Here is a 24564-nt window from a genome sequence, read left to right as displayed (position 1 = left end):
TTTGCTTTGCAAAGACGCGGATTTACACAGATTTTTTATTTATAACTAATGATTTAAAAATCCGTTTTTATCTGCGCCTTCGCGATAGCGAATCCGTTTCATCTGCGTTCCATTAACATTTAGTGTTTCAACATTTCATGTGCGTATTGAACACCTACACCATAAGCACCACCGTATTTTTTAACTAAATCTGTTACAGGTACATAAGTTTCCTGACGAGCCCAGTCGCGTTGTAATTCTAATAAATATTGTAATGAAGTTACAGGGTGCGCACCCGCTTGTACCATACGTGTTACAGCCATTTCGTGAGCTTCTTTAGAAACGTCTCCGCTTGCATCTGTAATTACGTAAACATCATAACCTTCGTTGATTGCTGATAAAACTGGTCCAACAATACAAACGCTTGTCCATAAACCGCCAAATACGATTTTCTTTTTACCAGTTGCAATAATGGCTTTGCGTGCAGGAGCATCTTCCCAAGTGTTCATTGTAGTACGATCGATATAGTTTGAAGTTTTTTGAGGATAGAATTCTTCAATTTCTCTAAAAACAGGTCCGCTGAATGATTTCTCTGCAACCGTTGTTACAATAGTTGGAACTTTGAATATTTTTGATGCTCCGGCTACAAGGGCGGTGTTGTTTCTAAGCTGATCGATTGGAATATTGCTTACTGCAAATGCCATCTGGCTTTCGTAATCGATTAGGACTAATGTATGATTTGTTGGGTCTAACAATGAAGGACTTGGTTTTTGAGCAAATCCAATAAATGTTACAAATAATAAAGCTGCGGTAAGGATTAATTTTTTCATGATAATGTGATTTTGTTGTTAATTAAAAGGGTTTAAAAAATATTTTGTATTTGATTTTCAGTGTTTAGCATTCAAATTAAATGCCTTGTTTGTAATGTGTTGATTTTAAAAGGATTTTCAGAAAAGGCAATAGTGATCCTAGCGATATATCGTCAATAAAAATTGGATATTCGTTAATGTATTATCGTAAAGCTTTTAATGAATTTTAAAAGAGAAAAATGCTGGTACCTAAATTTTTCCTTTTAGATGTAATCGGTGGAGAATTTCTGATTTTAATAAACCGCTTCCTCCGCCAAAATGTTCAATTACTTCAACTTCCGGCTGCTGTTTTAAGCAAAATGAAGTAAACTCTTTTTCGACATGATCTTCGATTCCGGAACTCAAAAGAACAACATCGATTTTGTGATTTTGAAAATATTCCTGAGCTTCTTTTTCATTGTTGAAAGAAACTGCGTTCCAATCTTCATATGCATTTACAAGGCGAAGTAAAATGGCCAATATGTCTTCGTTTTTTCCGAGTAATAAGAATTCAAGAGTTTTCATTTTTTCTAAGTTTCTGAGGTTCTGAGATGCTAAGGTTCTAAGTTTTTTACTTTGAATTTAGTTTTGACAGAACTTCTAATTTACTTTACAAATTTATTTGTTTTGTTTTTGCTTCAACTTAATCTAGAATAAGAAAAGATACTAAGATTCTAAGATTTTCTTTTTCTATTTGGTTTCAGTTTTTGACAGAACGTGTAATCTACTATGCAAATTTATTTGTTTTGTTTTTGCTTCAACTTAATCTAGAATAAGAAAAGATACTGAGGTTCTAAGATTCTAAGTTTTTCTTTTCTATTTGGTTTCAGTTTTTGACAGAACTTATAATTTACTATGCAAATTTATTGGTTTGATTACGGTTTCAACTTAACCTAGAATAAGAAAGGTTCTAAGCTTAAAAAACTTAGAACCTCAGAATCTTTGCATCTTAGCGTCTTAGTAACTTAGCATCTCAGAGCCTTAGCAACTAAAAAAGAAAAATATACGGGAAACCCGTAATGAGATCTCAAAAGGCTGTATTAGATTTGTCTTGTTGAGTTGCTGAAGAATGATTTACTACCTTTTAAATTATTCCTTTAAAGATCTTAACGGTTAAACTGTTTTTGGAGAAAACAATTTTTTTAATTTTTTAAAAATTTGACATATTCACTTTATCATGGGTAACTTGTAGAAATTTGCAAATAATACAACAGATGTCTATTTTTTATGGGCTTTTAGATTCGGTTAATTGGTTGGCCTCTTCTAAAAGCCTTTTTTTTGTTTACTACTTTTTGGTTTTAGTTATAGCCGTTTGCTTTTAACCATTCTTCGCAGTCTCTTGTCCAATATTTGCTAGTGTCATTTACACCTAAACCAAAACCGTGACCGCCTTTTTCATATATATGTAACTCTGCTGTAACACCATTTTTTTTGAGTGCTAAATAATAATCAATACTATTTTCTGGTAAAACGACCGTATCATCTGTTGCATGAATTAAAAATGCGGGCGGTGTTTGTGCAGTAACTTTCTTTTCGTTTGAAAAGGAATCAATTAAATCTTGTGAAGGATTGTTTCCCAATAAATTAATCTGCGAACCTTTGTGTGTAATTTCATTTTGCATTGAAATTACAGGATATATTAAAAGAGAAAAATCCGGACGGGCGCTTACTTTATAAGCAGATTCATAAATTTTATCGTCATAATGAGTGGATAGAGTAGCAGCCAGGTGCCCGCCGGCAGAAAAGCCTAAAATTCCAATTTTATTAGGATCAATGTTCCATTTTGCTGCATTTTGTCTTACATAGCGAATGGCTTCCTGCGCGTCTTGCAATGGCCCGACATTTTTGTTTTTCATTATTAAATCACTCGGAAGTCGGTATTTCAATACAAAAGCTGGAATTCCTAAACTATTAAACCATTGCGCTACTTTTGTACCTTCTTTATCAATAGCCAAATGTTGATACCCTCCGCCGGGAAGAATAATTACAGCGGTCTGATTTGGTTTTGTTACATTCGGGAAAAACGCCGTTAAAGTTGGAATTGTAACTAAACTGGTACTTTGAACTTTTCCATCCGTTATGACTTCTTTTTCTTTATAATCTGGCGCTTTAATTTCATCCGGAATTTTATTCCAAAGCGGAATTACCTGATTTTGCGCCTTTATATTCAATAATACTCCTGCAAAAAGGATAAAACTAAATACAGTTTTTCTAAAATATTGTTTTTTTGAATTTTTCAATGTTAAATTTAATTAGTTGTTTTACAATTGTTTACTTGTTTGATTAGATTAAGTTATAAATTTAGATTTGGATAAATGAAAGGTAAATAAAAACAATTTCACAGGGATTAAATTGCAGGACAATTTTACCCCTAAATACGGACGAATTTAACCTATTGGCTTTTAACAAATATATTGGTTAATGTGTAATTTTGAGTTCTTTTTTTTATGCAATGTCTTAAATTTGATACTGAAAATAATTTTATATATAATTTATTTGGAATATAAAGATTAAAAACTATATTTGTGCAATCGATTACATTATTGCAATCCTATAATTTTAATCTCTTGATTCTAATGTGTTTAAATTATGCATTTGTACATAGATCTTAAAATTAAATAATCTAACTATAATAACCACAATCATGAGTCAAACCGATGCTGTTACAGTAAATCAAACTATTAAATCCGCAGGAAAATATCGTTGGAGTATATGTGCGCTTTTGTTTTTTGCAACCACCATTAATTACCTCGACAGACAAGTTCTTTCGTTAACCTGGAGTGATTTTATTGCACCTGAGTTTCACTGGACAAACAATGATTACGGAAACATTACTGCGTTGTTTTCTATTTTTTACGCTGTTTCTTTATTGTTTGCTGGACGATTTGTAGATTGGTTAGATACTAAAAGAGGATTTCTTTGGGCTATTGGGATTTGGTCTATAGGGGCTTGTTTACATGCTTTTTGCGGAATTGCAACTTCAGGAATTATAACAGGAAACTGGTTGGTTGGTTTTGAAGGATCAAAAGAAATAATCAGCGGTTTAAGCGATACCGGAAAAGTAATTAATGTAAGTGTTACATTGTTCATTTTCGCCCGTTTTATCTTAGCAGTTGGTGAAGCTGGTAACTTTCCTGCAGCAATTAAAACTACTGCCGAATATTTTCCTAAAAAAGACCGTGCCTTTTCTACCAGTATCTTTAACGCTGGTGCAACAGTTGGTGCTTTAGCAGCTCCAATTTCAATTCCTTTTATTGCAGAATCATTTGGATGGGAAATGGCCTTTATCATCATTGGAGCATTAGGTTTTATCTGGATGGGATTCTGGGTTTTTATGTACGATAAACCAGAAAGACACAAAAGAGTAAGCGCAGAAGAATTGGCTTATATCCAGCAAGATGATATTGCTGACAGTAAATTAGTAGGTTATGTTCCGGAAACTACTTCAAAAGTATCATTTATAGAATGTTTAAAATACAAACAAACCTGGGCTTTTGCTTTTGGTAAATTCATGACAGATGGCGTTTGGTGGTTCTTTTTGTTCTGGACTCCGGCTTATTTAAGTTCGGTATACCACATGGATTCCACAGAAGCAGCATTGCCACTATTTGTTCTTTATTCTATTACATTGTTGTCAATTATTGGCGGATGGCTTCCAACATATTTTGTTGAAAAGAAAGGAATGAACCCTTACGAAGGAAGAATGAGAGCGATGCTGATTTTCGCATTTTTTCCACTATTAGCTTTAATTGCACAGCCTTTAGGATATATTAGTTATTGGGTTCCTATCATTATTATCGGTATTGCAGGAGCAGCGCACCAGTCATGGTCGGCAAATATTTTTACAACCGTTGGAGATATGTTTCCTAAAAAAGCCATTGCAACTATTACAGGAATTGGAGGTTTAGCAGGAGGTTTAGGTTCAACTTTGATTAATAAAGGTTCAGGATTATTGTTCGATTATACACATAAAACATTCACAACCGTAAACGGACAGCCGTTTTTAGAGAAATTCCCGCAGTTTGTAACACAGCCTATTCCGGAAACTTTCTTTAAAGAATTAGAGAAAAGCGGTGCGGTAATTTCTGACGGAATCAATACAGGATATATGATTATTTTCTCAATCTGTGCCGTTTGTTATTTAATTGGCTGGACAGTTATGAAAACTTTAGTTCCTAAGTATAGTCCAATTACAAATCTGTAATTTAGCATTATTGAAATATTTTTTAGTTGGAATTATGCTTTTTTCAATATAAAAAATTAAATTTGTGCAATCGATTACATTAAAATAAAATTATGACAAAATATAGCTCAAGATACGCGTCAAGCCCAGAAGCAGTTAAAAAATACGACACACAGCAGTTAAGAGAAGAATTCTTAATTGATGACTTAATGCAGGAAGATGAAGTTGTATTGGTTTATTCGCATTACGACAGATACATTGCAGGTTCTGCAGTTCCTGTAAAAGGTGATTTAGCTCTGGAAACAATCGATCCGCTTAAAGCGCCGTACTTTTTAGAAAGAAGAGAAATAGGAATTATTAATGTTGGAGGAAGCGGTTCTGTAGTAGTCGAAGGAACATCTTATGAACTTGGTTTTAAAGATGCCTTATACATTGGAAGCGGAAATAAAGAAGTAATCTTCAAAAGTGCCGACAGCAAAAATCCGGCTAAATTTTATATTAACTCTGCACCGGCTCACACAACTTACCCAACGGTAAAAGTAAGCTTGGCAGAAGCCAATAAATTAGAATTGGGTACAATGGAAACGGCTAATCACCGTACCGTAAATCAAATGATTATTGGAAGTGTTGTTACAACCTGCCAATTACAAATGGGAATGACGGAATTAAGACCGGGAAGTGTTTGGAATACGATGCCTGCACACGTTCACGATCGCAGAATGGAAGTTTATTTTTATTTAGATATTCCAGAAAATCAAGCCGTTTGTCACTTTATGGGACAGCCGCAGGAAACAAGACACATCTGGATGAACAATCATCAGGCAGTAATTTCTCCGCCTTGGTCAATTCACTCCGGTTCAGGAACCAGTAACTATACTTTTATCTGGGGAATGGCGGGTGAAAACTTAGATTACGGAGATATGGATGTTTGTAAAATCACTGATTTAAGATAAGAAAATGACAAACTTATTTGACATAAAAGGAAAAGTTGCCCTTATTACAGGAAGTACACACGGACTGGGAATGGCAATGGCAAAAGGACTTGGAGAAGCCGGAGCAACGATTGTTGTAAACGGAAATTCGTCTCAGCAAAAAATTGACGATGCTGTAGCTTCACTTAAAAGCGAAGGAATCAATGCGGTTGGTTACAAATTTAATGTAACCGAAGAGCAGGAAGTAAAAGCAGCTGTTGCAAAAATTGAAAGTGAAGTTGGGCCAATCGATATCTTGATTAACAATGCAGGAATTATTAAAAGAATTCCGCTTCTTGAAATGGAAGTTGCTGATTTTAGAGAAGTAATTGATATTGATTTAGTAAGTCCGTTTATTGTTTCTAAGCACGTTGCAAAAGGAATGATCGAAAGAAGACAAGGAAAAATCATCAACATTTGCTCTATGATGAGCGAATTAGGTCGTAATACTGTTTCGGCGTATGCTGCTGCAAAAGGCGGTTTAAAAATGCTGACTAAAAACATGGCAACAGAATGGGCAAAATATAATGTTCAGATCAACGGAATTGGGCCGGGTTATTTTGCTACAGAACAAACAAAACCAATTAGAGTTGACGGACATCCGTTTAACGATTTTATCATTAGCAGAACGCCTGCTGCAAAATGGGGAGATCCAAATGATTTAGCCGGAGCAGCGATATTTTTATCCTCAAAAGCGAGTGATTTTGTAAACGGTCACATTTTATATGTTGACGGCGGAATCCTGGCGACAATAGGAAAACCTTCAAACGAAGAATAATTTTCAAAATATATTTTAAAAAGACATGAGCGCGAATCAGACATTCATACACGATAATTTTCTGTTAGAAAATAAATATGCTGAAGAGTTGTATCACAATTACTCTAAAAACCAGCCAATTATTGATTATCATAATCACCTAAATCCGCAGTTTATTGCCGAAGACAAGATTTTTGATAACATTACAAATGTATGGATTAATGGAGATCACTATAAATGGCGCGCCATGCGTACATTAGGAATCAACGAGCAGTTTGTAACCGGAAATGGTTCAGATAAAGATAAGTTCTTAAACTGGGCAAAAACAGTTCCGTACACAATGCGTAATCCTTTGTACCATTGGACACATTTAGAATTAGCGCGCTATTTTGATATTTATGATCTGCTGAATGAAAAAAATGCAGAGAAAATCTATATCGAAACAACTGAGAAAATAAATTCTCAGGCTTACAGCACACAAAACCTTCTTAAAAAAGTAAACGCTGAATTAGTTTGTACTACCGAAGATCCAATTGACAGTTTAGAGTTTCATCAAAAACTGGCAAAAAATCCAATTGGAACTAAAATGAGTACGGCTTTCAGACCCGATAAAGCCATCTTAATTGTTAATGATGGTTATAATGCATATCTGGACACATTAGGGGATGTGTCCGGAGTTGCAATTAATACTTACGCTGATTTACAAACCGCATTAAGAAACAGAATTGAATTTTTTAATGCCAATGGTTGCAAATTAAGTGACCACGGTTTAGATCAGATTTATTTTGAACAATTTACAGAATCTGAAATCAATTCAATTTTCAAAAAGAAAAGAGAAAACAGAATCCTAACTTCAGAAGAAGCGTTAAAATTCCAAAGTGCCGTTTTATTGTTTTTATCTGAAACATATCATGAATTCGGCTGGGTGCAGCAGTTTCACTTAGGTGCGTTGCGTAACAACAATGCACGTATGCACAGAATTTTAGGCCCAGATACGGGATGGGATTCTATTGGAGATTATCCACAGGCACAAAAACTGTCAAGCTTTTTAAATGCATTGGATAGCAAAGATAAATTGACAAAAACAATTATCTATAACCTAAATCCGGCTGATAACGAAGTTATGGCAACAATGATTGGAAATTTCAACGACGGAAGTGTTCGCGGAAAAGTACAATTTGGTTCTGGATGGTGGTTTTTAGATCAAAAAGACGGAATGACAAAGCAGTTAAATGCACTTTCAAATATGGGATTAATCAGCTGTTTTGTTGGAATGTTGACAGATTCAAGAAGTTTCTTATCGTTCCCAAGACACGAATATTTCAGACGTATTTTATGTAATCTTTTAGGAGATGAAATCAAACGCGGTGAACTTCCTGCTGATATGGAATGGATAGGAAAATTAGTTGCCGATATTTCATATAATAATGCAAAAGAGTATTTTAAATTTTAATTTAGAAAAGAGAAGAAAGAAGAAGAATTTTAGCGTTCAGGCTTAAAATCCTTTTAATCATTATAATCTGTGGCAAAAAAAATAATATGAGTAGAGTAGTTGCATTTGGAGAAATCATGCTGCGTTTATCGACAGAAAGACATTTACGTTTTTCGCAATCTACGGCATTTGGTGCTACGTATGGAGGCGGAGAATTTAATGTATGTGTTTCTTTGGCTAATTATGGTATAAATGCCGAATTTGTTACAAGATTACCCGAAAATGAAATTGGTTCATCAGCATTAAAAGAAATGCGAAAAATGAATGTCGAGACCAAAAACATAGTTTATGGAGGAGAACGTTTAGGAATCTATTTTCTTGAAACCGGAGCTGGAACACGTGGAAGTAACGTAGTTTACGATCGTGCGCACAGTGCGATGGCAACTATTGAAAAAGGCCAGGTAAACTGGGAAAAAGTTTTAGAAGGAGCAGAGTGGTTTCATTGGAGCGGAATTACTCCGGCTATTTCTCAAACCGCTGCGGAAGCTTGTTTAGAAGCTATTAAAGCCGCTCACAAATTAGGAATCAAAATTTCCTGCGATTTAAATTACAGATCAAAATTGTGGCAATATGGCAAAACTCCAAGCGAAGTAATGCCGGAAATGTTACAATACTGCAATGTTGTTTTAGGCGATATTGATACGGCTTATTTCATGTTAGGAATTCCAAAGGAAAACCCTAATTATCAGGATCAGGAATCACTTCCGGTTTTATACTCAAAGTTGTTTGAATTAATTCCGAATTTAAAAATCGCAGCAACAACACTTCGTTATTCTGTAAGTGCATCGCACCAAAGAATTGGCGGTATTTTGTTTGACGGAAAAACAATTCATCAGGCAGCTGTAAAAGAAGTTACGCCAGTTGTAGACCGAGTAGGAAGCGGCGACGCTTTTATGGGAGGATTGATTTACGGATTGTTAGAATATCAAAATAATAACCAGAGAGCATTAGATTTTGCAGTGGCAGCTTGTTGCTTAAAACATACAATTGCCGGCGATTACAATTTGGTTACTTTAAAAGAAGTTGAAAATATGATTGATGGTGATGGTTCAGCATTAGTATCAAGATAATTAATTAGAGATATGGCAAAATATTCAAGAATAGAGGTTGCGCAGACAATGAAGGATAACGGAATGGTACCGTTGTTTTTTCATTCGGATATTGAATTAAGTAAAAAAGTTTTAAAAGCTTGTTACGACGGAGGTTCCAGATTAATGGAATTTACGAGCAGAGGTGACTTTGCACACGAAGTTTTTGGAGCTTTAAATAAATATGCTTTAGCAGAATTACCGGGAATGATCTTGGGAGTTGGTTCTATTACAGACGCTGCTGCGGCTTCATTATACATGAGTTTAGGAGCCAATTTTATTGTAACTCCGGTATTTAGAGAAGATATTGCAATTGCTTGTAATCGTAGAAAAGTATTATGGTCGCCAGGCTGCGGAACACTTACTGAAATTGCAAGAGCAGAAGAATTAGGCTGTGAAATTGTAAAATTATTTCCGGCAGATACTTATGGCCCGGAGTTTATCAAAGCCATAAAAGGCCCATCTCCGTGGACAAGTATTATGCCTACAGGAGGAGTTTATCCAACAGTTGAAAGTTTGAGTTCATGGTTGAATGCAGGAGCAACTTGCGTTGGTTTAGGGTCACAATTGATTTCAAAAGACATATTAGACAATAAAGATTTCGATGGTTTAACTACTAAGGTTAAACAAGTTCTTGACATTATAAAAGATATTAGAAAATAAATAAGGAGTAATCATGCCAATCCTTATTTATGCGTTTTTTTTAGATTTTAGAGATTGTAATTGAGCATTACGCTTGAAAAATAAATCTTGTCACTCCTCACAGCAAGATCTATTTTAATTACGAGTGTAATGTTTCATTTACAATGTATTAAAATGTCAATAAGGTATTAAGTGGTTATTTAAAACACTTTAAAGCAAAAATTAAAATGGAAAAAATTAACAGATCAAATTCAGAGTTTTCAAACAGACTTCCTATTAAAATAGTTCAATTTGGAGAAGGTAATTTCTTAAGAGCTTTTGTAGAATACGCTATTCAGAAATTAAACCAAAATGCAGATTTTAATGCCGGAATCGCTGTTGTTCAGCCTATTGATAAAGGGTTGGTGAATATGATCAATGCACAGGATGGTTTATACACTTTGTTTATGAAAGGTGTAAAAAAAGGCGAGGAAATTCAGGAAAAAGAATTGATTACCAATATTGTAAAAGCAGTTGATCCTTATGCTTCTTTCAACGAATATTTGGCTTTAGCAAAAGAAGAAGAACTGGCTTTTATTATATCAAACACAACTGAAGCCGGAATCGAATACATTGCTTCAGACTTGCCTACAATGCAGCCTCCTGTATCTTTCCCTGCAAAATTAACCGTACTTTTGCATGAAAGATTTAAACATTTTAATGGTGCAGCTGATAAAGGATTAACAATCATTCCTTGTGAGTTAATTAATTATAATTCAGATACTTTAAAAGAAGTTATTTTAAAATATTGTACAGACTGGAAATTAGGTCAGGACTTTGTTTCATGGCTTTTAAACAGCTGTTCATTCCACAATACACTAGTTGACAGAATCGTTCCGGGATATCCAAAAGATCAAATCGAAGAATACAACAGTCAGTTAGCGTATAAAGATGATTTGATTGTAAGTGCAGAAAGTTTCTTTTTATGGGTTATTGAAGGTGACGATGAATTGAAAGCAAAACTTCCGTTTGAGAAAACAGATTTAGATGTAAAAATTGTTGAAGATATGCAGCCTTACAGAACACGTAAGGTGAGAATTTTAAATGGAGCGCACACTGCAATGGTGCCGTTTTCATTACTTTACGGAAACGAAACTGTAAAAGAAACCGTTGATAATGCTTTTACAGGAGAATTCATTAACAAAGCTGTTTTTGAGGAAATTAACGAAACCTTAAACATGGATAAACAAGAACTGGCAAGTTTCTCTGAAGAAATTTTAGACCGTTTCAGAAATCCGTTTATCAAGCACTTATTATCATCAATTGCTTTAAATTCAATTTCGAAATTTAAAGTTCGTGTTTTACCAAGTTTAACAGGATATGTAGATATTCACAAAACACTTCCGGTTCATTTAACTTTTGCATTTGCCGCTTTAATTCGTTTCTACAAAGGAACCTGGAACGGACAAAGTTTACCGGTAAATGACAGTGAAGATATCGTTTCGTTTTTTGACGGTTTATGGAAATCAGATGATTATGAAAAAATAGCGAGACTGACTTTGCAAAACAAAAGTTTTTGGGATGAAGATTTAACTGAAATTCCTGGCTTAACAAAAGCGATTACAATTGCCTTAGAAGAAATTGATGCAAATGGAATTGAAGCTGGTTTTGCCAAGTTTCAGGAAAGAATAAAATAAAAAAAGCAAAAAAACAAAAAGCAAAAAGAATAAGGATTATGGCAGCGCAGAAAAAATTGATAAAAGTTCACCCAACCGACAATGTTGCGGTTGCTTTGGTGAACCTTACAGCTGGCGAAGTAATTGATTTTGAAGGAGAATCAGTTACGGTTGAGACAGATGTAAAAATGAAACATAAGATTGCAATGGTTCCTTTTAATGTAGGAGACAGAATCATTATGTACGGAGTTTTAGTAGGGAAAGCGAGTGCAAGAATCGAAAGAGGAGGATTGCTTTCTACTGAAAATGTAAAACACGAAAGCGATAAAGTTACTGGTAAAACAGAAACGATTGGCTGGAATGCTCCAAATGTTGACAAATGGAAAGACAGAACATGGCAGGGTTATCACAGAGAAGACGGGCAAGTTGGAACTGAAAACGTTTGGTTGTTCTTCCCGTTAGTATTTTGTGAAAACAGAAACATCGAAATCTTAAAAGATATTTTTGAGAAAGAATTGATGAAACCTAAAGAAAACGATTATCAATTGTTATTGCGTTCTTTAGTGAAATCTGAAACTGGCGGTGCAGGAAATCAGGAAGCTTCCAACGATGCTAACTTATTCAATAATATTGAAGTAAAATTCATTACGCACCAAGGCGGCTGTGGCGGAATTCGTCAGGATTCTCATAGTTTGGCTAAATTATTGGCAGGTTATGTAAACAATCCAAACGTAGCCGGAGCAACTGTTTTAAGTTTAGGATGTCAAAATTTGCAGATTCAAATTTTCAAAGATGCTCTTGATGCGATTAATCCAGACAGTAAAAAGCCTGTTTTAATTTACGATCAGCAAGCTATCGGAACAATTGAAACGATGTTGAGCAGTGTTGTAAAAGACACTTTTGAAGCGATTAAAAAAGCAAACGAAATAAAAAGAGAACCAGCTCCATTGTCTAAACTTAGAATTGGTTTAGAGTGCGGTGGATCTGACGGATTCTCTGGGATTTCTGCAAACCCGACTTTAGGGGTAACTTCAGATTTATTGGCTGCTTTAGGCGGAACTACTATTCTTTCTGAATTCCCTGAATTATGCGGAGTGGAGCAGGAATTAGTAAACAGATGTGTTGAAGACGAAGGCGGAAAACGTTTCTTAGACTTAATGCAATGGTATGAAAAAACAGTTGTCGATGCTGGTTCAGGATTTGATATGAATCCGTCTCCTGGTAACATCAAAGACGGTTTGATTACCGATGCCATGAAATCTGCAGGAGCGGCTAAAAAAGGTGGAACTTCACCAATTACAGGAGTTTTTGATTACGGAGAATATATCACTAAACCAGGTTTAACTTTGCTTTGTACGCCAGGAAACGACGTTGAATGTACAACAGCAATGGTGGGTTCTGGAGCAAACATGGTATTGTTTACAACAGGTTTAGGAACACCAACAGGGAATCCAATCGCTCCGGTTGTTAAGATTTCTTCTAATACACAATTAGCAAACAAAATGTCAGACATTATCGATATTGACACGGGCGGAATTATCACCGGAGAAAAATCAATCAATGAAATGGCAGATGAAATGTTAGAGTTTATTATAGATGTTGCCAGCGGAACAATCAAAACCAAAGCAGCGTTATTAAACCAAAACGACTTCATCCCTTGGAAAAGAGGAGTATCGCTATAAAAAGGGTTTCACCATATAAGTTATATAAGTAAATTTAAGTTTGATTCTTAAAACATAGCAATAAAAAAGCAGCTCTTTATGGAGCTGCTTTTTTATTTTAAGTATATTCTAAAATGAACTTATATAACTTATATGGTTTAAAAAAACTAAAAGGTGCTTCTTGATGAAGATTTGCGGATGTGTAATTCTGGTGCGAGGACTACCTTTTTTTCGATTTTAATGGTTTCTGTTTTGTCAACTTGTTCTAAGAAAACGCGCGCAGACATTTTTCCCATTTCAAGCGGTGACTGATCTACAGAAGTAATCGATAATTCCATGAATTTGGTGAAAGGTTCATTACTGAAACCAGCTACACAAAACTCTTTCGGGATACTGATATTTCTTTCTTTTAATTCCTGAATTGCGCCTAATGCAGCAAAATCACTTGAAGAAAATATAGCATCTGGCGGCGTTTCTAATTGCAAAAGTTTATCAACTGCTTCTTTTCCGGCTTCAACGGCACTTTTCGTATAAATAACATATTCTTCTTTAAAATCAATTCCGTGATCCAGCAAAGCTTGTTTATATCCTAAAAACCTGTTTTTAAAGATTTCCAACGACTGATCTCCAGAGAAATGTGCAATTTTTCTGCAGCCTTCATTAATTAAATGCTTGGTCGTTAAATAACCGCCTCTAAAGTCGTTTATCGTTACAGAACTTACACCTTCAATATGTTTGCTTCTATCAAAGAAAATCAGCGGAACATTTTTTTGAAGTACATATTGAAATGCAGCATCATTTTCGTCGGTTACATCGGTTACAGACATTAAAATTCCATCCACCTGAGCATCAATTAAAGTATATAAATTTTCGTTTTCTCTCTTTTTGCTTTCATGCGTCTGGCAAATAATTACCTGATAACCATGAGGGTGCAGTTCTTCTTCAATTCCTCTAATTACAGAGGCAAAAAAGTTACTGTCTATACGCGGTACAATTACACCAATATTGTTACTTCGGCCGCTTTTTAATGCTAAAGCAAGTTTGTTCTGCTTATAGTTCATTGAGGCAGCGGTTTTCATAACCAACTCACGAGTGCTTTCTTTAATCTTCGGGTTGTTATTCAACGCTCTGGAAACAGTAGCTGCAGTGATATTTAATTTTTCGGCAATATCATAAATGGTTACTTTTTCGCTCATTAAAAAGGGTTTTTACAAGTTAAATTCTTAGACAAAAATACATTTTTTTTAGTTAACCTAATATTTAATGTTATCGATTACCATAATAGATTACTACAACGTTTTTTATTTTACAATGATAATAAATTACAATATTTTTTGCATTAAATGTAATTATAATTCTTAATAAAAATTAAAAATACAATAAATTTCTAAATAAATTTGGTTGGGTGGAACATATTTTCTATTTTCGTGTAATCGATTACATGATTATTCATGTTTTTCTAATGTTTACCAGAAATTCCACAAAAATGATTATAAACAGGATTATAGCGTATAAATCAATTGTTTTTGCCAGTATAATGGTTGTTTTGACCATATGCTGCGCTAAAAAAGTTACGGCTGTCCCTGAATCTGATCCATGGAAAAATATGGAATTGACTATAAAAAGTCTACCTCAAACAAAATTTCAGGATAAAACCTACAATATAAATGATTTTGGAGCTGTTGCAGATGGTAAAACTTTAAACACTTTGGCCTTTGAAAAAGCCATTAAAACCTGTACAGAAAATGGCGGAGGAAAAGTGTTGGTTCCAAATGGAAAATACCTAACCGGAGCGATTCATTTAGAAAGCAACGTAAACCTGCATTTAGAAGATCATGCCGAAATTCTTTTCAGCTTAAATCCAAAAGATTATCCAATCGTTCATACTTCGTGGGAAGGAACAGAAGTAATGAATTATTCTCCGCTTATTTATGCTAAAAATAAAACCAATGTTGCCGTTACCGGAAAAGGAACTTTAAACGGTCAGGCTGACAGCACCAACTGGTGGATTTGGTCTGGCGGAAAAGGATACGGCTGGAAAAAAGGAATTCCGTCTCAAAATGACCCAGCAAATCGTGAAGTTTTGGTGGATATGGCTGAGAAAAATATTCCCGTTTCAGAAAGAATCTTTGGTGATGGAAGATATCTGCGTCCCAACTTTATCGAGTTTTTTGAATGTAATACTGTTTTGGTAAAAGACATAACGGTTATTAATTCTCCTTTTTGGATTCTACATCCCATCAAAACCAACAACATTATTATTGACGGCGTAACGGTAAACAGCCACGGGCCAAACAACGATGGCTGTGATCCTGAATATTCTCAAAATGTAATAATCAAAAACTGCACTTTCAATACGGGCGACGACTGTATCGCTATAAAAGCCGGACGTGACGCCGACGGAAGAAGAGTAGCGATTCCGAGTAAAAATATCATTGTTCAAAACTGTAAAATGATCGACGGTCATGGTGGAGTTGTAATTGGGAGCGAAATTTCAGCCGGAGTAAATAATGTTTTTGTTGAGAATTGTGTAATGGACAGTCCAAACTTAGATCGTGCCATTCGCATCAAAACCAATTCAAAAAGAGGAGGCGTAATTGAAAATATTTTTGTTCGAAACCTCGAAGTAGGAACAGTAAAAGAATGCGTTTTGCTCGTAACCATGTTTTATAACGTGTACGGCTCGCAAACCGGAAATTTTATACCAACAGTACGAAATATAAACCTTGAAAATATTACAGTAAAAAACAGCGGAAAATTTGGCGTTTTGGCAGAAGGTTATCCAGAATCTCCAGTAGAAAATATTACGCTGAAAAATGTAAAAATCGAAAAAGCAGACTCAGTCTATTCATTAAAAAATGTAAAGAACATCAATTTTATAAATACTTATATAAATGGAAAAAAAGTAAACAAATAAAAACTAGTAACTATAACATTTAACCAAACCACGAAACCACTTATGAAAATTAAACAACCATTAAAGAAAAAAACAAAATACAATCTCGTATTTTTATTTTTCCTGAATTTTCTGCTGTGCAATACCATAAACGCACAGTCTACAACAATAGAAGGGAAAATTACAGATGCAACAGGATTATCGCTGCCAGGCGTTAATATCCAGGAAAAAGGAACTAAAAACGGAACTTCGACAGATTTTGAAGGAAGTTTTAAAATAAATGTAACCAATAATAAAGCTGTTTTAATAATAAGCTATTTAGGTTTTCAAACACAGGAAGTAAGCGTTGCCGGAAAAACAACAATTAATGTAAGTCTTGCAGAGCAATCCAATTCATTAAACGAAGTTGTAGTTGTTGGGTACGGTTCTGTAAAGAAAACAGATCTTACAGGATCTGTAAGCACCATAAGCGCGGCAACTATTACCGAAAGAAATACAACTAGCGCGCTTGAAGCTATTCAGGGAAGCACGCCCGGAGTTACGATTTCGTCAACTTCAGGACGTTCCGGCGACGGATTTAAAGTGGTTATAAGAGGAAATAACTCTCTAGTTGGATCGTCTCCATTATATGTTGTAGATGGCGTTCCGGTTGATAATATTGACTTTTTGAATCCGCAGGATATTGCGAGAATGGACGTTTTAAAAGATGCTTCATCAGCAGCAATTTACGGTTCAAGAGGAGCCAGCGGTGTTATCATTGTTACAACAAAAAGTGGTGCCAACGTAAAATCAGGAATCAATGTAACTTTTGATTCTTCTTACGGAACAAAAACAGCGGCGAGATTACCAAAAATGATGAGCGGAGAAGAATGGTGGAAATTTCACCAGGTTGCTTATATGAGCGCAACTCCGGCAACTCAGACTCCTGCACAGCTTGCAGCTTTAGCAGGAAATCAAAGTCCGTTATTAGTTTCAAGAGCAAACAGCGGTTACAATTTTGATTGGGCCGATGCGGTTCTAAAAGACGGAATGACGCAAAACAATTATTTAAATGTTACAGGCCGTTCAGATTCTGGTTTGAGCTACAATTTAGGATTCGGAATTCAAAGCGATGAAGGACTTATTGATAATGACGGAACCGATAAATATTCTTTTAAATTAGGATTAAATCATAAAATAAACGACAAATTTACAACAGGTGCAAACGTTACAATTGCCCGTGTTGACACGCAGTTAGGAAGTGATTTAGCAATGCAGGATGCTTTCAGACTAAGCCCTTTAATGTCGCCATGGGCAGTTGATGCCGCTGGAAATGAAAAAGTAGGAACTTTATTTTTCCTTCCGGGAAAACTAACTTATCCTGATGGTTCATGGGCAATTAATAAAACCAGTGCGGTAAACCCGTTAATGGAAATTGCTAATTCTTCGCAGACAGAAAAAACATGGCAGACGGTTGGAAATGTTTTCTTTCAATACCAAGCTTTAAAATGGCTTTCGTTTAAAACCACTTTTTCTGCCGGAATAGAAAATACTGTTACAAGTGCCGCGTATGGTGCACAGTCAAATGCCGGAGTTACCTTAAACGGAAAAAACTCGGCATCTATAAAAAACTTCAACAACTTCAATTACACTTGGGACAATCAGGTTGACTTGAAACATACTTTTGCCGAAGTTCATGATTTCAGCGTTTTATTATTGCAGAGTTTGTATTCAAATGTTGATGAAACTTCGTATTTATATTCTAATAATCAGCCTTTTGATACAGGATCAAACAATATGGGATCTGGAGTTCAGACCAGTTATAATATCAGTTCAGGATATCAAAAAAATACATTAAGCTCTTACGCCGTTCGTTTAAACTATACGTTTAAAGATAAATATTTATTGACCGCTTCTTCAAGATGGGACGGTTCATCTGTTTTATCGCAAGGCAATAAATGGCAGAGTTTCCCTTCTGTAGCTTTAGGATGGAAAATCAGCAAAGAATCTTTCCTAGCAAATAGTAATGTAATTTCAGACTTAAAACTTCGTGCGAGTTTAGGTTATACAGGAAACGACAACGTAGCGCCTTATACTTCTCAGGCTTTATTAAATCAACAGACTTTTTATGCAAACGGAGCAAATGTAGTTTCGGGCTGGCAGTCAGAAAATCTGGCAAATCAGGATTTAACTTGGGAAAAAACACGCGAACTAAACTTTGGTCTTGATTTCGGTTTCTTAAAAAACAGAATTTCAGGAAGTGTTGATGTTTACGACAGATTATCAGATAAATTAATTTACAAACAGCAATTGCCTGCAGAAAGCGGCTGGAAAAATACTTTTGCAAACGTTGGTTCTGTAAGTAATAAAGGTGTCGAGGTTTTATTAACTACAAAGAACATCAAAAGCGAAAATGTAAATTGGGAAACGACTTTTACCTTCACTAAAAACGTAAACAAATTAGAGTCAATTTACAATCAGGACAAGGTTAGTGATATCGGAAATAAATTAATTCTGGGTTCAGAGTTAAATCCTAATTACAACTACGTTTATGATGGTGTTTGGCAGGAAAGCGAAGCAGCTCGTGCAGCATCTTACGGACAAGCTCCGGGGCAGGCAAGACCAAAAGATTTAAATGGTGACGGAAAATTTAATCAGGATGACAGAACGGTAATTGGAAACGCAAATCCGGATTGGCAGGGAAGTTTATATTCTAAACTGACTGTTGGTAATTTCGATTTCAATTTTTCAGTTTTGACAAGTCAGGGACAAACAGTTTTAAGTACATTTCACCAAAACTTTGCTGATGTAAGTGACAGAGGACGTCAAAAACTGGCAATGGATTATTTTATTCCAACAAACGGTACAGGAATCGAAGCCAACGCTAATAATACAAACCCAAGACCGGGTCCGGTTGCAACGGGCGCAGGAGCTTACTGGACTTCTTTATTTGGGTACTACAGAGATGTTTCTTATGTAAAAATCAAAAATATATCTTTAGGTTATACACTAAATTCAGAACTATTGAAAAGACTTAAAATCAGTAATTTGAGAATTTATGTAAATGTTTTAGATCCATTTGTATTTACAGATTTTGATGGATATGATCCAGAATGGGCCGCTTCTCCTTTTGGGGTAAACCGTCCGGCATCTGTAACAACGCAATTGGGATTAAGTGTTAAATTTTAATAAAGATATCAAATGAAAAAAATAATAATAATATTAGGAATTGCTGTCATGGCTTTAAATTCATGCAGCAATTATATAGAAGAAGAAAGTCTTTCGAATGTTCCTGCCGATGCTACTTATAAAACCGCAGCGGGATATCAGTTATTGATCAATACAAATTATGCTTGGCTTAAAAGCATTTATGGCGGAAATCCGTGGTTATTTGAAGCCGGAACCGATATGTATGCCGAAGGAAGAACGCCGGAACCAGCAGGTTTAAGCCAGTATGCACTTTTAATACCTTCTTCAGATAACGTTGCAGATTTGTATACACCTTGTTACCAATTGATTCAATCTGTAAACAAAGCCGTTTATTATTCGGCAATAACAGAACAAACGGCTAATTTGAACACTTTAGTAGGCGAAGCTAAATTTTTGAGAGCACAGGCTTATTTCTTGTTAGTTCAAACTTACGGCGGTGTTCCAATTGTAAATGAGAATATTACAACACCGGTTTTATCTTTCCACAGAAATACTGCTGAAGAAGTGTATACACAAATTATTTCAGATCTTGATGCAGCTTTGGCAAGCGTAGGAACAAACTCTTACAGCACAACCGGAAAAGTAAACAAAAGAGCGGTAAATGATTTATTAGCAAAAGTATATTTAACGAGAGGATATGAAACTTTTGGCAAAGCCGATGATTTTGCAAAAGCAGCAGCTTATGCCGATGCAGCAATTGGCGGACAAACTTTAGCACTTGCTTTCGATCAGTTATTTAAACCCGGAAACGATTTAAATGCCGAAACTATTTTCTCTGTACAATATGATAAAGCTTCAACCAGTACGGATCCAACAAAATTGGGTAACAATCAGTTTTACTATTTCAGTTCGTATTTAGGCGGAGCAGAAACGGGTGCGCCATTAAGAAGTTATAATTTATGTCCAACAGATTACGCTTTAGGTCTTTATGAAAAAGGAGATAAAAGATGGGATGGTACTTTTATGACAGAAATATTGGAAGGTCCTGAAACTACAAACGGCGTTACAAAAAACGTATTGTATTATCCCTATTACAGAAGCACAAATCCGGCTTCATTAAAAGTGAGACATTTTTATGAGCCAAAATGGTTTACACCAGCAGACAGAACAGCTTGGGAAACAGCAAATGCGGCTAGAAAATCGGCAACGTTTGTGTATCATCCTTGGGGGGAATATTCTGCAGCGCATACTTTAATTAAAAACTTAGACTGTTATACAATTCCGGTTAAGAAATTTGACGATCCGGATCCTACAACGCCTTCAAGTACAGGACCTGTAAGCACAAGAGATATTATTGTTTCAAGATTGGGAGAAACGTATTTAATCGCTGCCGAAGCCTATTTAAAAGCAGGAAATCCCGGAACAGGTTTAGATCGTTTAAATGAAGTAAGAAGAAGAGCCGGAGTTGCAAATGCGACAGCAGGAGAATTCAACATCGATTATATTTTAGATGAAAGAGGTAGAGAATTGTTAGGAGAATATAAACGCTGGTTTGATTTAAAACGTACCGGAACATTGGTTGCAAGAGCATCGGCTCATAATTATAAAATTAAAGCCGCAAATTTTGTTGGTGTTGGCGGACAGCTTAAAATTTTAAGACCAATTCCTCAAGTGGCATTGGATTTAAACCAAAATAAAGATTTTCCTCAGAATCCTGGTTATTAGTAATTTGTTAGTTTTTTGAGACTATTTGTTTTTTTGAAGAAGTTAAAGAGGAGTTTGACCCAAGTGTCGAACTCCTTTCTGACTAAAAAGTAAAAGGATTGTAATGCGAAAAATAGTATTGATTTTATTCTTGCTTTCGGGCGCAATAAACGCGCAGCAAACTTACCCTGTCGACACCTCGTACACGGTAAAAAGCACGTATGCTAAATTGATAAAAAAATATCCGTCAATTACAATTCCGGTTTTAGAAAAGCATAAGAATCTTATTCAAATTAAAGATATAATTTATTTTAAAGAGAACGAAAGAACCTTGCATTTTGATGCTTTTGTACATAACACAAAAAAGCAAAACCCTGCCGTTATTATGATTCATGGCGGAGGCTGGAGATCTGGCGATAAAACTCAGATGAATGCTTTGGCAGAAGAAATTGCTTCTTACGGTTATTCTTGTTTTACAATTGAATACAGATTGTCGCTTGAGGCAAAATATCCATATGGGGTTTATGATGTAAAAAATGCGATTAAATTTATAAAAGATAACGCAGCGAAATTCAAAGTTGATCCAGATAAAATTGCGGTTTTGGGCTGTTCTTCGGGCGGGCAAATGGCAGCTTTGATTGGTACAACAAATGAAAATCCAACTTTTGAAGATGCTTCCAATCAAAGTAAATCAACTTCAAAAGTAAATGCAATTATCGATATAGACGGCGTTTTGGCATTCAGGCATCCGGAATCTTCAGAAGGAGAAATGGCATCTTTTTGGCTCGGAGGTTCTTATGAAGAAAAAACGGAGAACTGGAAAAATGCTTCGGCTTTAAGCCATACTGATAAAAAGACACCTCCAACATTGTTTATCAACAGCAGTATTGACAGGTTTCATGCCGGAAGAGATGATATGATAAAGATTTTAAATCAGTATAAAATTTACAATGAAGTTCAAACACTAGAAAACTCACCGCATTCTTTTTGGTTTTTTGAACCCTGGTTTTATAAAACAACCGATTTTACAGTCCAATTTCTAAATAAGATATTCAAATAATTTACCATAAAATGAAAACAAAAATTACAGCCGCAGCTTTATTCTTAATTGGTTTTACATCCGTTAATGCTCAAAAATATGATATTAAAACGGCTAAAACGTACGCTGAAATTTCGGCAAAAACAGACGGACACTGGGAGGGACGCAAATACATTGGCGGAACGACTTTTAAAAACGTCGACAGATTAAAACTGGCACCGGAACATACAGATCATTCTTTTGATATTCGTTACGAAGGTCCGGGCTGGGAAAATAACCGAATTGGTTATCGTTTGTATTTAGACTGGAGAAATGCAATTGATATTTTCGGAAAGAAAACACCGGCTATCATTTTACCAAAAGTCGGACAGGATAATTTTGATTCGTATCATGAAATGAGTGATTGGGGAGCTGATATTTTAAAAGCCGGAAAAGCAATTGGAATTGGTTCTATCGATCGTTATTTAAACAATGAAAAACTGCATTTTCGCGAAGTAGATTCTACGATTGCAACGGTTGTAAATAAAGACAATGAATCGGGTGTAAAAGTGAATTATTACGGATGGAAAACAGCATCTGATAAAATTGATTTTACTTCAACTTTAACCATAAAACCAGATCAGTTATATACAAAACATACGATTCAGGCATCCAAAGAAATTAAAGGAATTTGTACAGGAATTGTAAAACAAAAGAATACGGAATTGCTTAAGAAAGAAAGTAAAAACAAAAAATGGGCTTATATAGCAACATATGGTACACAGTCTTTGGTTCCGGACAAATTAGGACTGGGTATTTTCTATGAAGTAAACACAATCGAAAATATCGCCGATACAGATTTAGATTATTTATTGGTTTTTAAACCAACAACAAAAGCAAATTCTTTTTATCTTTTAGGTGCCTGGGAACAAGAACAAAACGGAATAAAATCGCAGGAAGATTTCGTGAAATATTTGGATGCTCAATTAGAGGTTTTGAATAAAAAAGGGAAAATGTAGATTGTTTTATTTGCCACAGATTATGAGGATTAAAAAGATTAAAATCTGCTGTATCTGCTAAATCTGCGTGAGAATAATTTAACACATAGAAACATAGATTTTATTATGTTTTTAAAAGAGAATAAAAAGAAGCACGCTTCTTACACATAGCGCACTATGTTTGTTAATGCAAGTGAAACGCCTTTTATCAATTACTAAAAGCTATGTTTCTATGTGTTTAAATTAATCTGCGTGAAATGCATTTAACACATAGCAATTAAAAAGCAAAGAATAATCCAAATAATCCATTTAATCTGTGGCAAAAAAAAATATAAATATGAAGTATAAAAAAACAGCTGTACTATTATTTCTGCTTCTCCATGTTTTTGCAATCACACAAAACAATCCAGAAAATGCGCTCCCAGATAACTTAAAATGGTCTGAGAGAACTGCGCTTTCTATTTTGGATAAATATCCCGAAGCATGGAAACTAGACGGAAATGACAGTCCGAAATGGGATTATAAAATGGGTTTTGTATTATCTGGTTTTGAGAGATTATATCAGGAAAAAAAGGATAAAAAATACTTAGACTATATCAAACAGTATGTTGACGGTATGATTGACAGTGAAGGGAATCTTAAAAAATACGAGACTAAAGAATACAATATTGATTGTTTGAATCCGGGAAAACTTTTGTTCAATTTATATGATGTTACAAAAGATTCGCGCTATTTTGAAATTATTGGAAAATTGAGAAATCAGTTAGAAAATCAGCCAAGAACGGCTAGCGGAGGATTTTGGCACAAACAGATTTATCCGAATCAAATGTGGATTGACGGCTTGTATATGGCTGAACCTTTTTACACGCAATTTACGGTGAAATATGAAAAAGGAAGAAGCTTAGATGATATTGCAAAACAATTTGAATTAGTTCACGATCATATGATCGATAAAAAAAGCGGACTGGTTTACCAAGCTTGGGACGAAAGCAAGGAAATTGCCTGGGCTGACAAACAAACCGGAACTTCGCCAACGGTTTGGGGACGCGGAATTGGCTGGTACATGACAGCGTTGTTAGAAACACTGGATTATTTTCCAAAATCTCATCCAAAATATAAAGTTTTGGTTCAGTATTTAAATGAAATTGCGGCGGCTGCAGAGCAATACAAAAGCGATACAGGATTATGGTATCAGGTGGCAGATAAAACACAGTTGTATGCCAATTATACAGAACCATCTGGTTCAGGAATGATCATTTATGCTTTTGCAAAAGGAGCACGCAAAGGATATCTGTCTTCCAGTTATAAAAAAACAGCGAAGAAATCATTTGACAGTTTTATAAAAGAGTTTGTTAAGGTTGATAAAAAAGGAGAAGTAAATATTCTGAATGTGTCGGCAAATGTAGGTTTGGGAGGAAAACCTTTTAGGGACGGTACAAATGATTATTATCTTATTGCCAAAACAAAAGAAAATGGAGCAATAGGTTTAGGAGCATTTTTATTGGCTTCAATTGAATTAGAAAAATAATAGAATTAAATATAT

The 24564-nt window shown here is 35.1% G+C and carries 18 protein-coding genes; 14 read left to right on the top strand and 4 right to left on the bottom strand.

All coding sequences use genetic code 11. The features are described from left to right. Positions 1–119: 119 nt before the first annotated feature. From B3C18_RS16005 to B3C18_RS15995, 3 genes are all read right to left on the bottom strand, one after another. Positions 120–809 carry a hydrolase gene (locus B3C18_RS16005; protein ID WP_291148641.1) on the bottom strand — a complete coding sequence of 230 codons (690 nt, stop codon included), beginning with the start codon at positions 807–809 and terminating at the stop codon, positions 120–122. 228 nt (positions 810–1037) lie between these two features. Further along, positions 1038–1352, bottom strand: coding sequence for a hypothetical protein (locus B3C18_RS16000; RefSeq protein WP_053472007.1), 315 nt, complete (start codon positions 1350–1352; stop codon positions 1038–1040). A gap of 773 nt (positions 1353–2125) precedes the next feature. Beyond that, on the bottom strand, positions 2126–3067 hold the full coding sequence (locus B3C18_RS15995) for an alpha/beta hydrolase (RefSeq protein ID WP_291148636.1): 942 nt from the start codon (positions 3065–3067) through the stop codon (positions 2126–2128). Positions 3068–3471: 404 nt separating this feature from the next. Between B3C18_RS15995 and B3C18_RS15990 the strand changes: the two genes are divergently transcribed. The 8 genes from B3C18_RS15990 to B3C18_RS15955 all read left to right on the top strand — a co-directional run bounded on the left by B3C18_RS15990 (position 3472) and on the right by B3C18_RS15955 (position 13297). Further along, positions 3472–5031, top strand: a complete 1560-nt coding sequence (locus tag B3C18_RS15990; RefSeq protein ID WP_291148633.1) for an MFS transporter — start codon at positions 3472–3474, stop codon at positions 5029–5031. Between the two features lie 92 nt (positions 5032–5123). Continuing rightward, on the top strand, positions 5124–5963 hold the full coding sequence (gene kduI, locus B3C18_RS15985) for a 5-dehydro-4-deoxy-D-glucuronate isomerase (RefSeq protein WP_256635295.1): 840 nt from the start codon (positions 5124–5126) through the stop codon (positions 5961–5963). 4 nt (positions 5964–5967) lie between these two features. Continuing rightward, positions 5968–6759, top strand: coding sequence for a gluconate 5-dehydrogenase (locus B3C18_RS15980; RefSeq protein ID WP_291148629.1), 792 nt, complete (start codon positions 5968–5970; stop codon positions 6757–6759). A gap of 25 nt (positions 6760–6784) precedes the next feature. Next, positions 6785–8191 (top strand): glucuronate isomerase, encoded by a 1407-nt coding sequence (gene uxaC / locus B3C18_RS15975; RefSeq protein ID WP_291148626.1) that lies wholly within the window; start codon positions 6785–6787, stop codon positions 8189–8191. A gap of 86 nt (positions 8192–8277) precedes the next feature. Next, positions 8278–9300, top strand: a complete 1023-nt coding sequence (locus tag B3C18_RS15970; RefSeq protein WP_291148624.1) for a sugar kinase — start codon at positions 8278–8280, stop codon at positions 9298–9300. Between the two features lie 12 nt (positions 9301–9312). Further along, on the top strand, positions 9313–9981 hold the full coding sequence (locus tag B3C18_RS15965) for a bifunctional 4-hydroxy-2-oxoglutarate aldolase/2-dehydro-3-deoxy-phosphogluconate aldolase (RefSeq protein WP_073488190.1): 669 nt from the start codon (positions 9313–9315) through the stop codon (positions 9979–9981). Between the two features lie 206 nt (positions 9982–10187). Continuing rightward, complete coding sequence (locus B3C18_RS15960; protein WP_291148619.1) at positions 10188–11636, top strand: tagaturonate reductase; 1449 nt, start codon at positions 10188–10190, stop codon at positions 11634–11636. 38 nt (positions 11637–11674) lie between these two features. Further along, on the top strand, positions 11675–13297 hold the full coding sequence (locus tag B3C18_RS15955) for a UxaA family hydrolase (RefSeq protein ID WP_291148616.1): 1623 nt from the start codon (positions 11675–11677) through the stop codon (positions 13295–13297). Between the two features lie 146 nt (positions 13298–13443). Here the strand turns inward: B3C18_RS15955 and B3C18_RS15950 are convergent, their stop codons facing one another. After that, on the bottom strand, positions 13444–14472 hold the full coding sequence (locus B3C18_RS15950; RefSeq protein WP_291148614.1) for a LacI family DNA-binding transcriptional regulator: 1029 nt from the start codon (positions 14470–14472) through the stop codon (positions 13444–13446). Between the two features lie 290 nt (positions 14473–14762). On the opposite strand from B3C18_RS15950, the gene B3C18_RS15945 reads away from it, so the two are divergent. From B3C18_RS15945 to B3C18_RS15920, 6 genes are all read left to right on the top strand, one after another. Then, complete coding sequence (locus tag B3C18_RS15945; RefSeq protein ID WP_291148611.1) at positions 14763–16193, top strand: glycoside hydrolase family 28 protein; 1431 nt, start codon at positions 14763–14765, stop codon at positions 16191–16193. A 42-nt stretch (positions 16194–16235) separates the two neighbouring features. Further along, entirely contained in the window at positions 16236–19340 is a 3105-nt protein-coding gene (locus tag B3C18_RS15940; protein ID WP_291148609.1) for a SusC/RagA family TonB-linked outer membrane protein, read from the top strand. Between the two features lie 12 nt (positions 19341–19352). Then, positions 19353–21026 carry a RagB/SusD family nutrient uptake outer membrane protein gene (locus tag B3C18_RS15935; RefSeq protein ID WP_291148605.1) on the top strand — a complete coding sequence of 558 codons (1674 nt, stop codon included), beginning with the start codon at positions 19353–19355 and terminating at the stop codon, positions 21024–21026. A 103-nt stretch (positions 21027–21129) separates the two neighbouring features. After that, positions 21130–22065 carry an alpha/beta hydrolase gene (locus B3C18_RS15930; protein ID WP_291148602.1) on the top strand — a complete coding sequence of 312 codons (936 nt, stop codon included), beginning with the start codon at positions 21130–21132 and terminating at the stop codon, positions 22063–22065. A gap of 11 nt (positions 22066–22076) precedes the next feature. After that, entirely contained in the window at positions 22077–23042 is a 966-nt protein-coding gene (locus tag B3C18_RS15925; protein WP_291148599.1) for a DUF4861 family protein, read from the top strand. 316 nt (positions 23043–23358) lie between these two features. Beyond that, positions 23359–24549: a glycoside hydrolase family 88/105 protein gene (locus B3C18_RS15920; protein ID WP_291148596.1), complete on the top strand. Its 1191-nt coding sequence runs from the start codon at positions 23359–23361 to the stop codon at positions 24547–24549. The last annotated feature ends 15 nt before the right edge of the window (positions 24550–24564 follow it).

The organism is Flavobacterium sp. UBA7680 (assembly GCF_002482975.1).
In the GTDB taxonomy this organism is placed as follows: domain Bacteria; phylum Bacteroidota; class Bacteroidia; order Flavobacteriales; family Flavobacteriaceae; genus Flavobacterium.
Note: the sequence above shows the minus strand (reverse complement) of the source record. Positions and strands in the feature narration are given on the sequence as shown.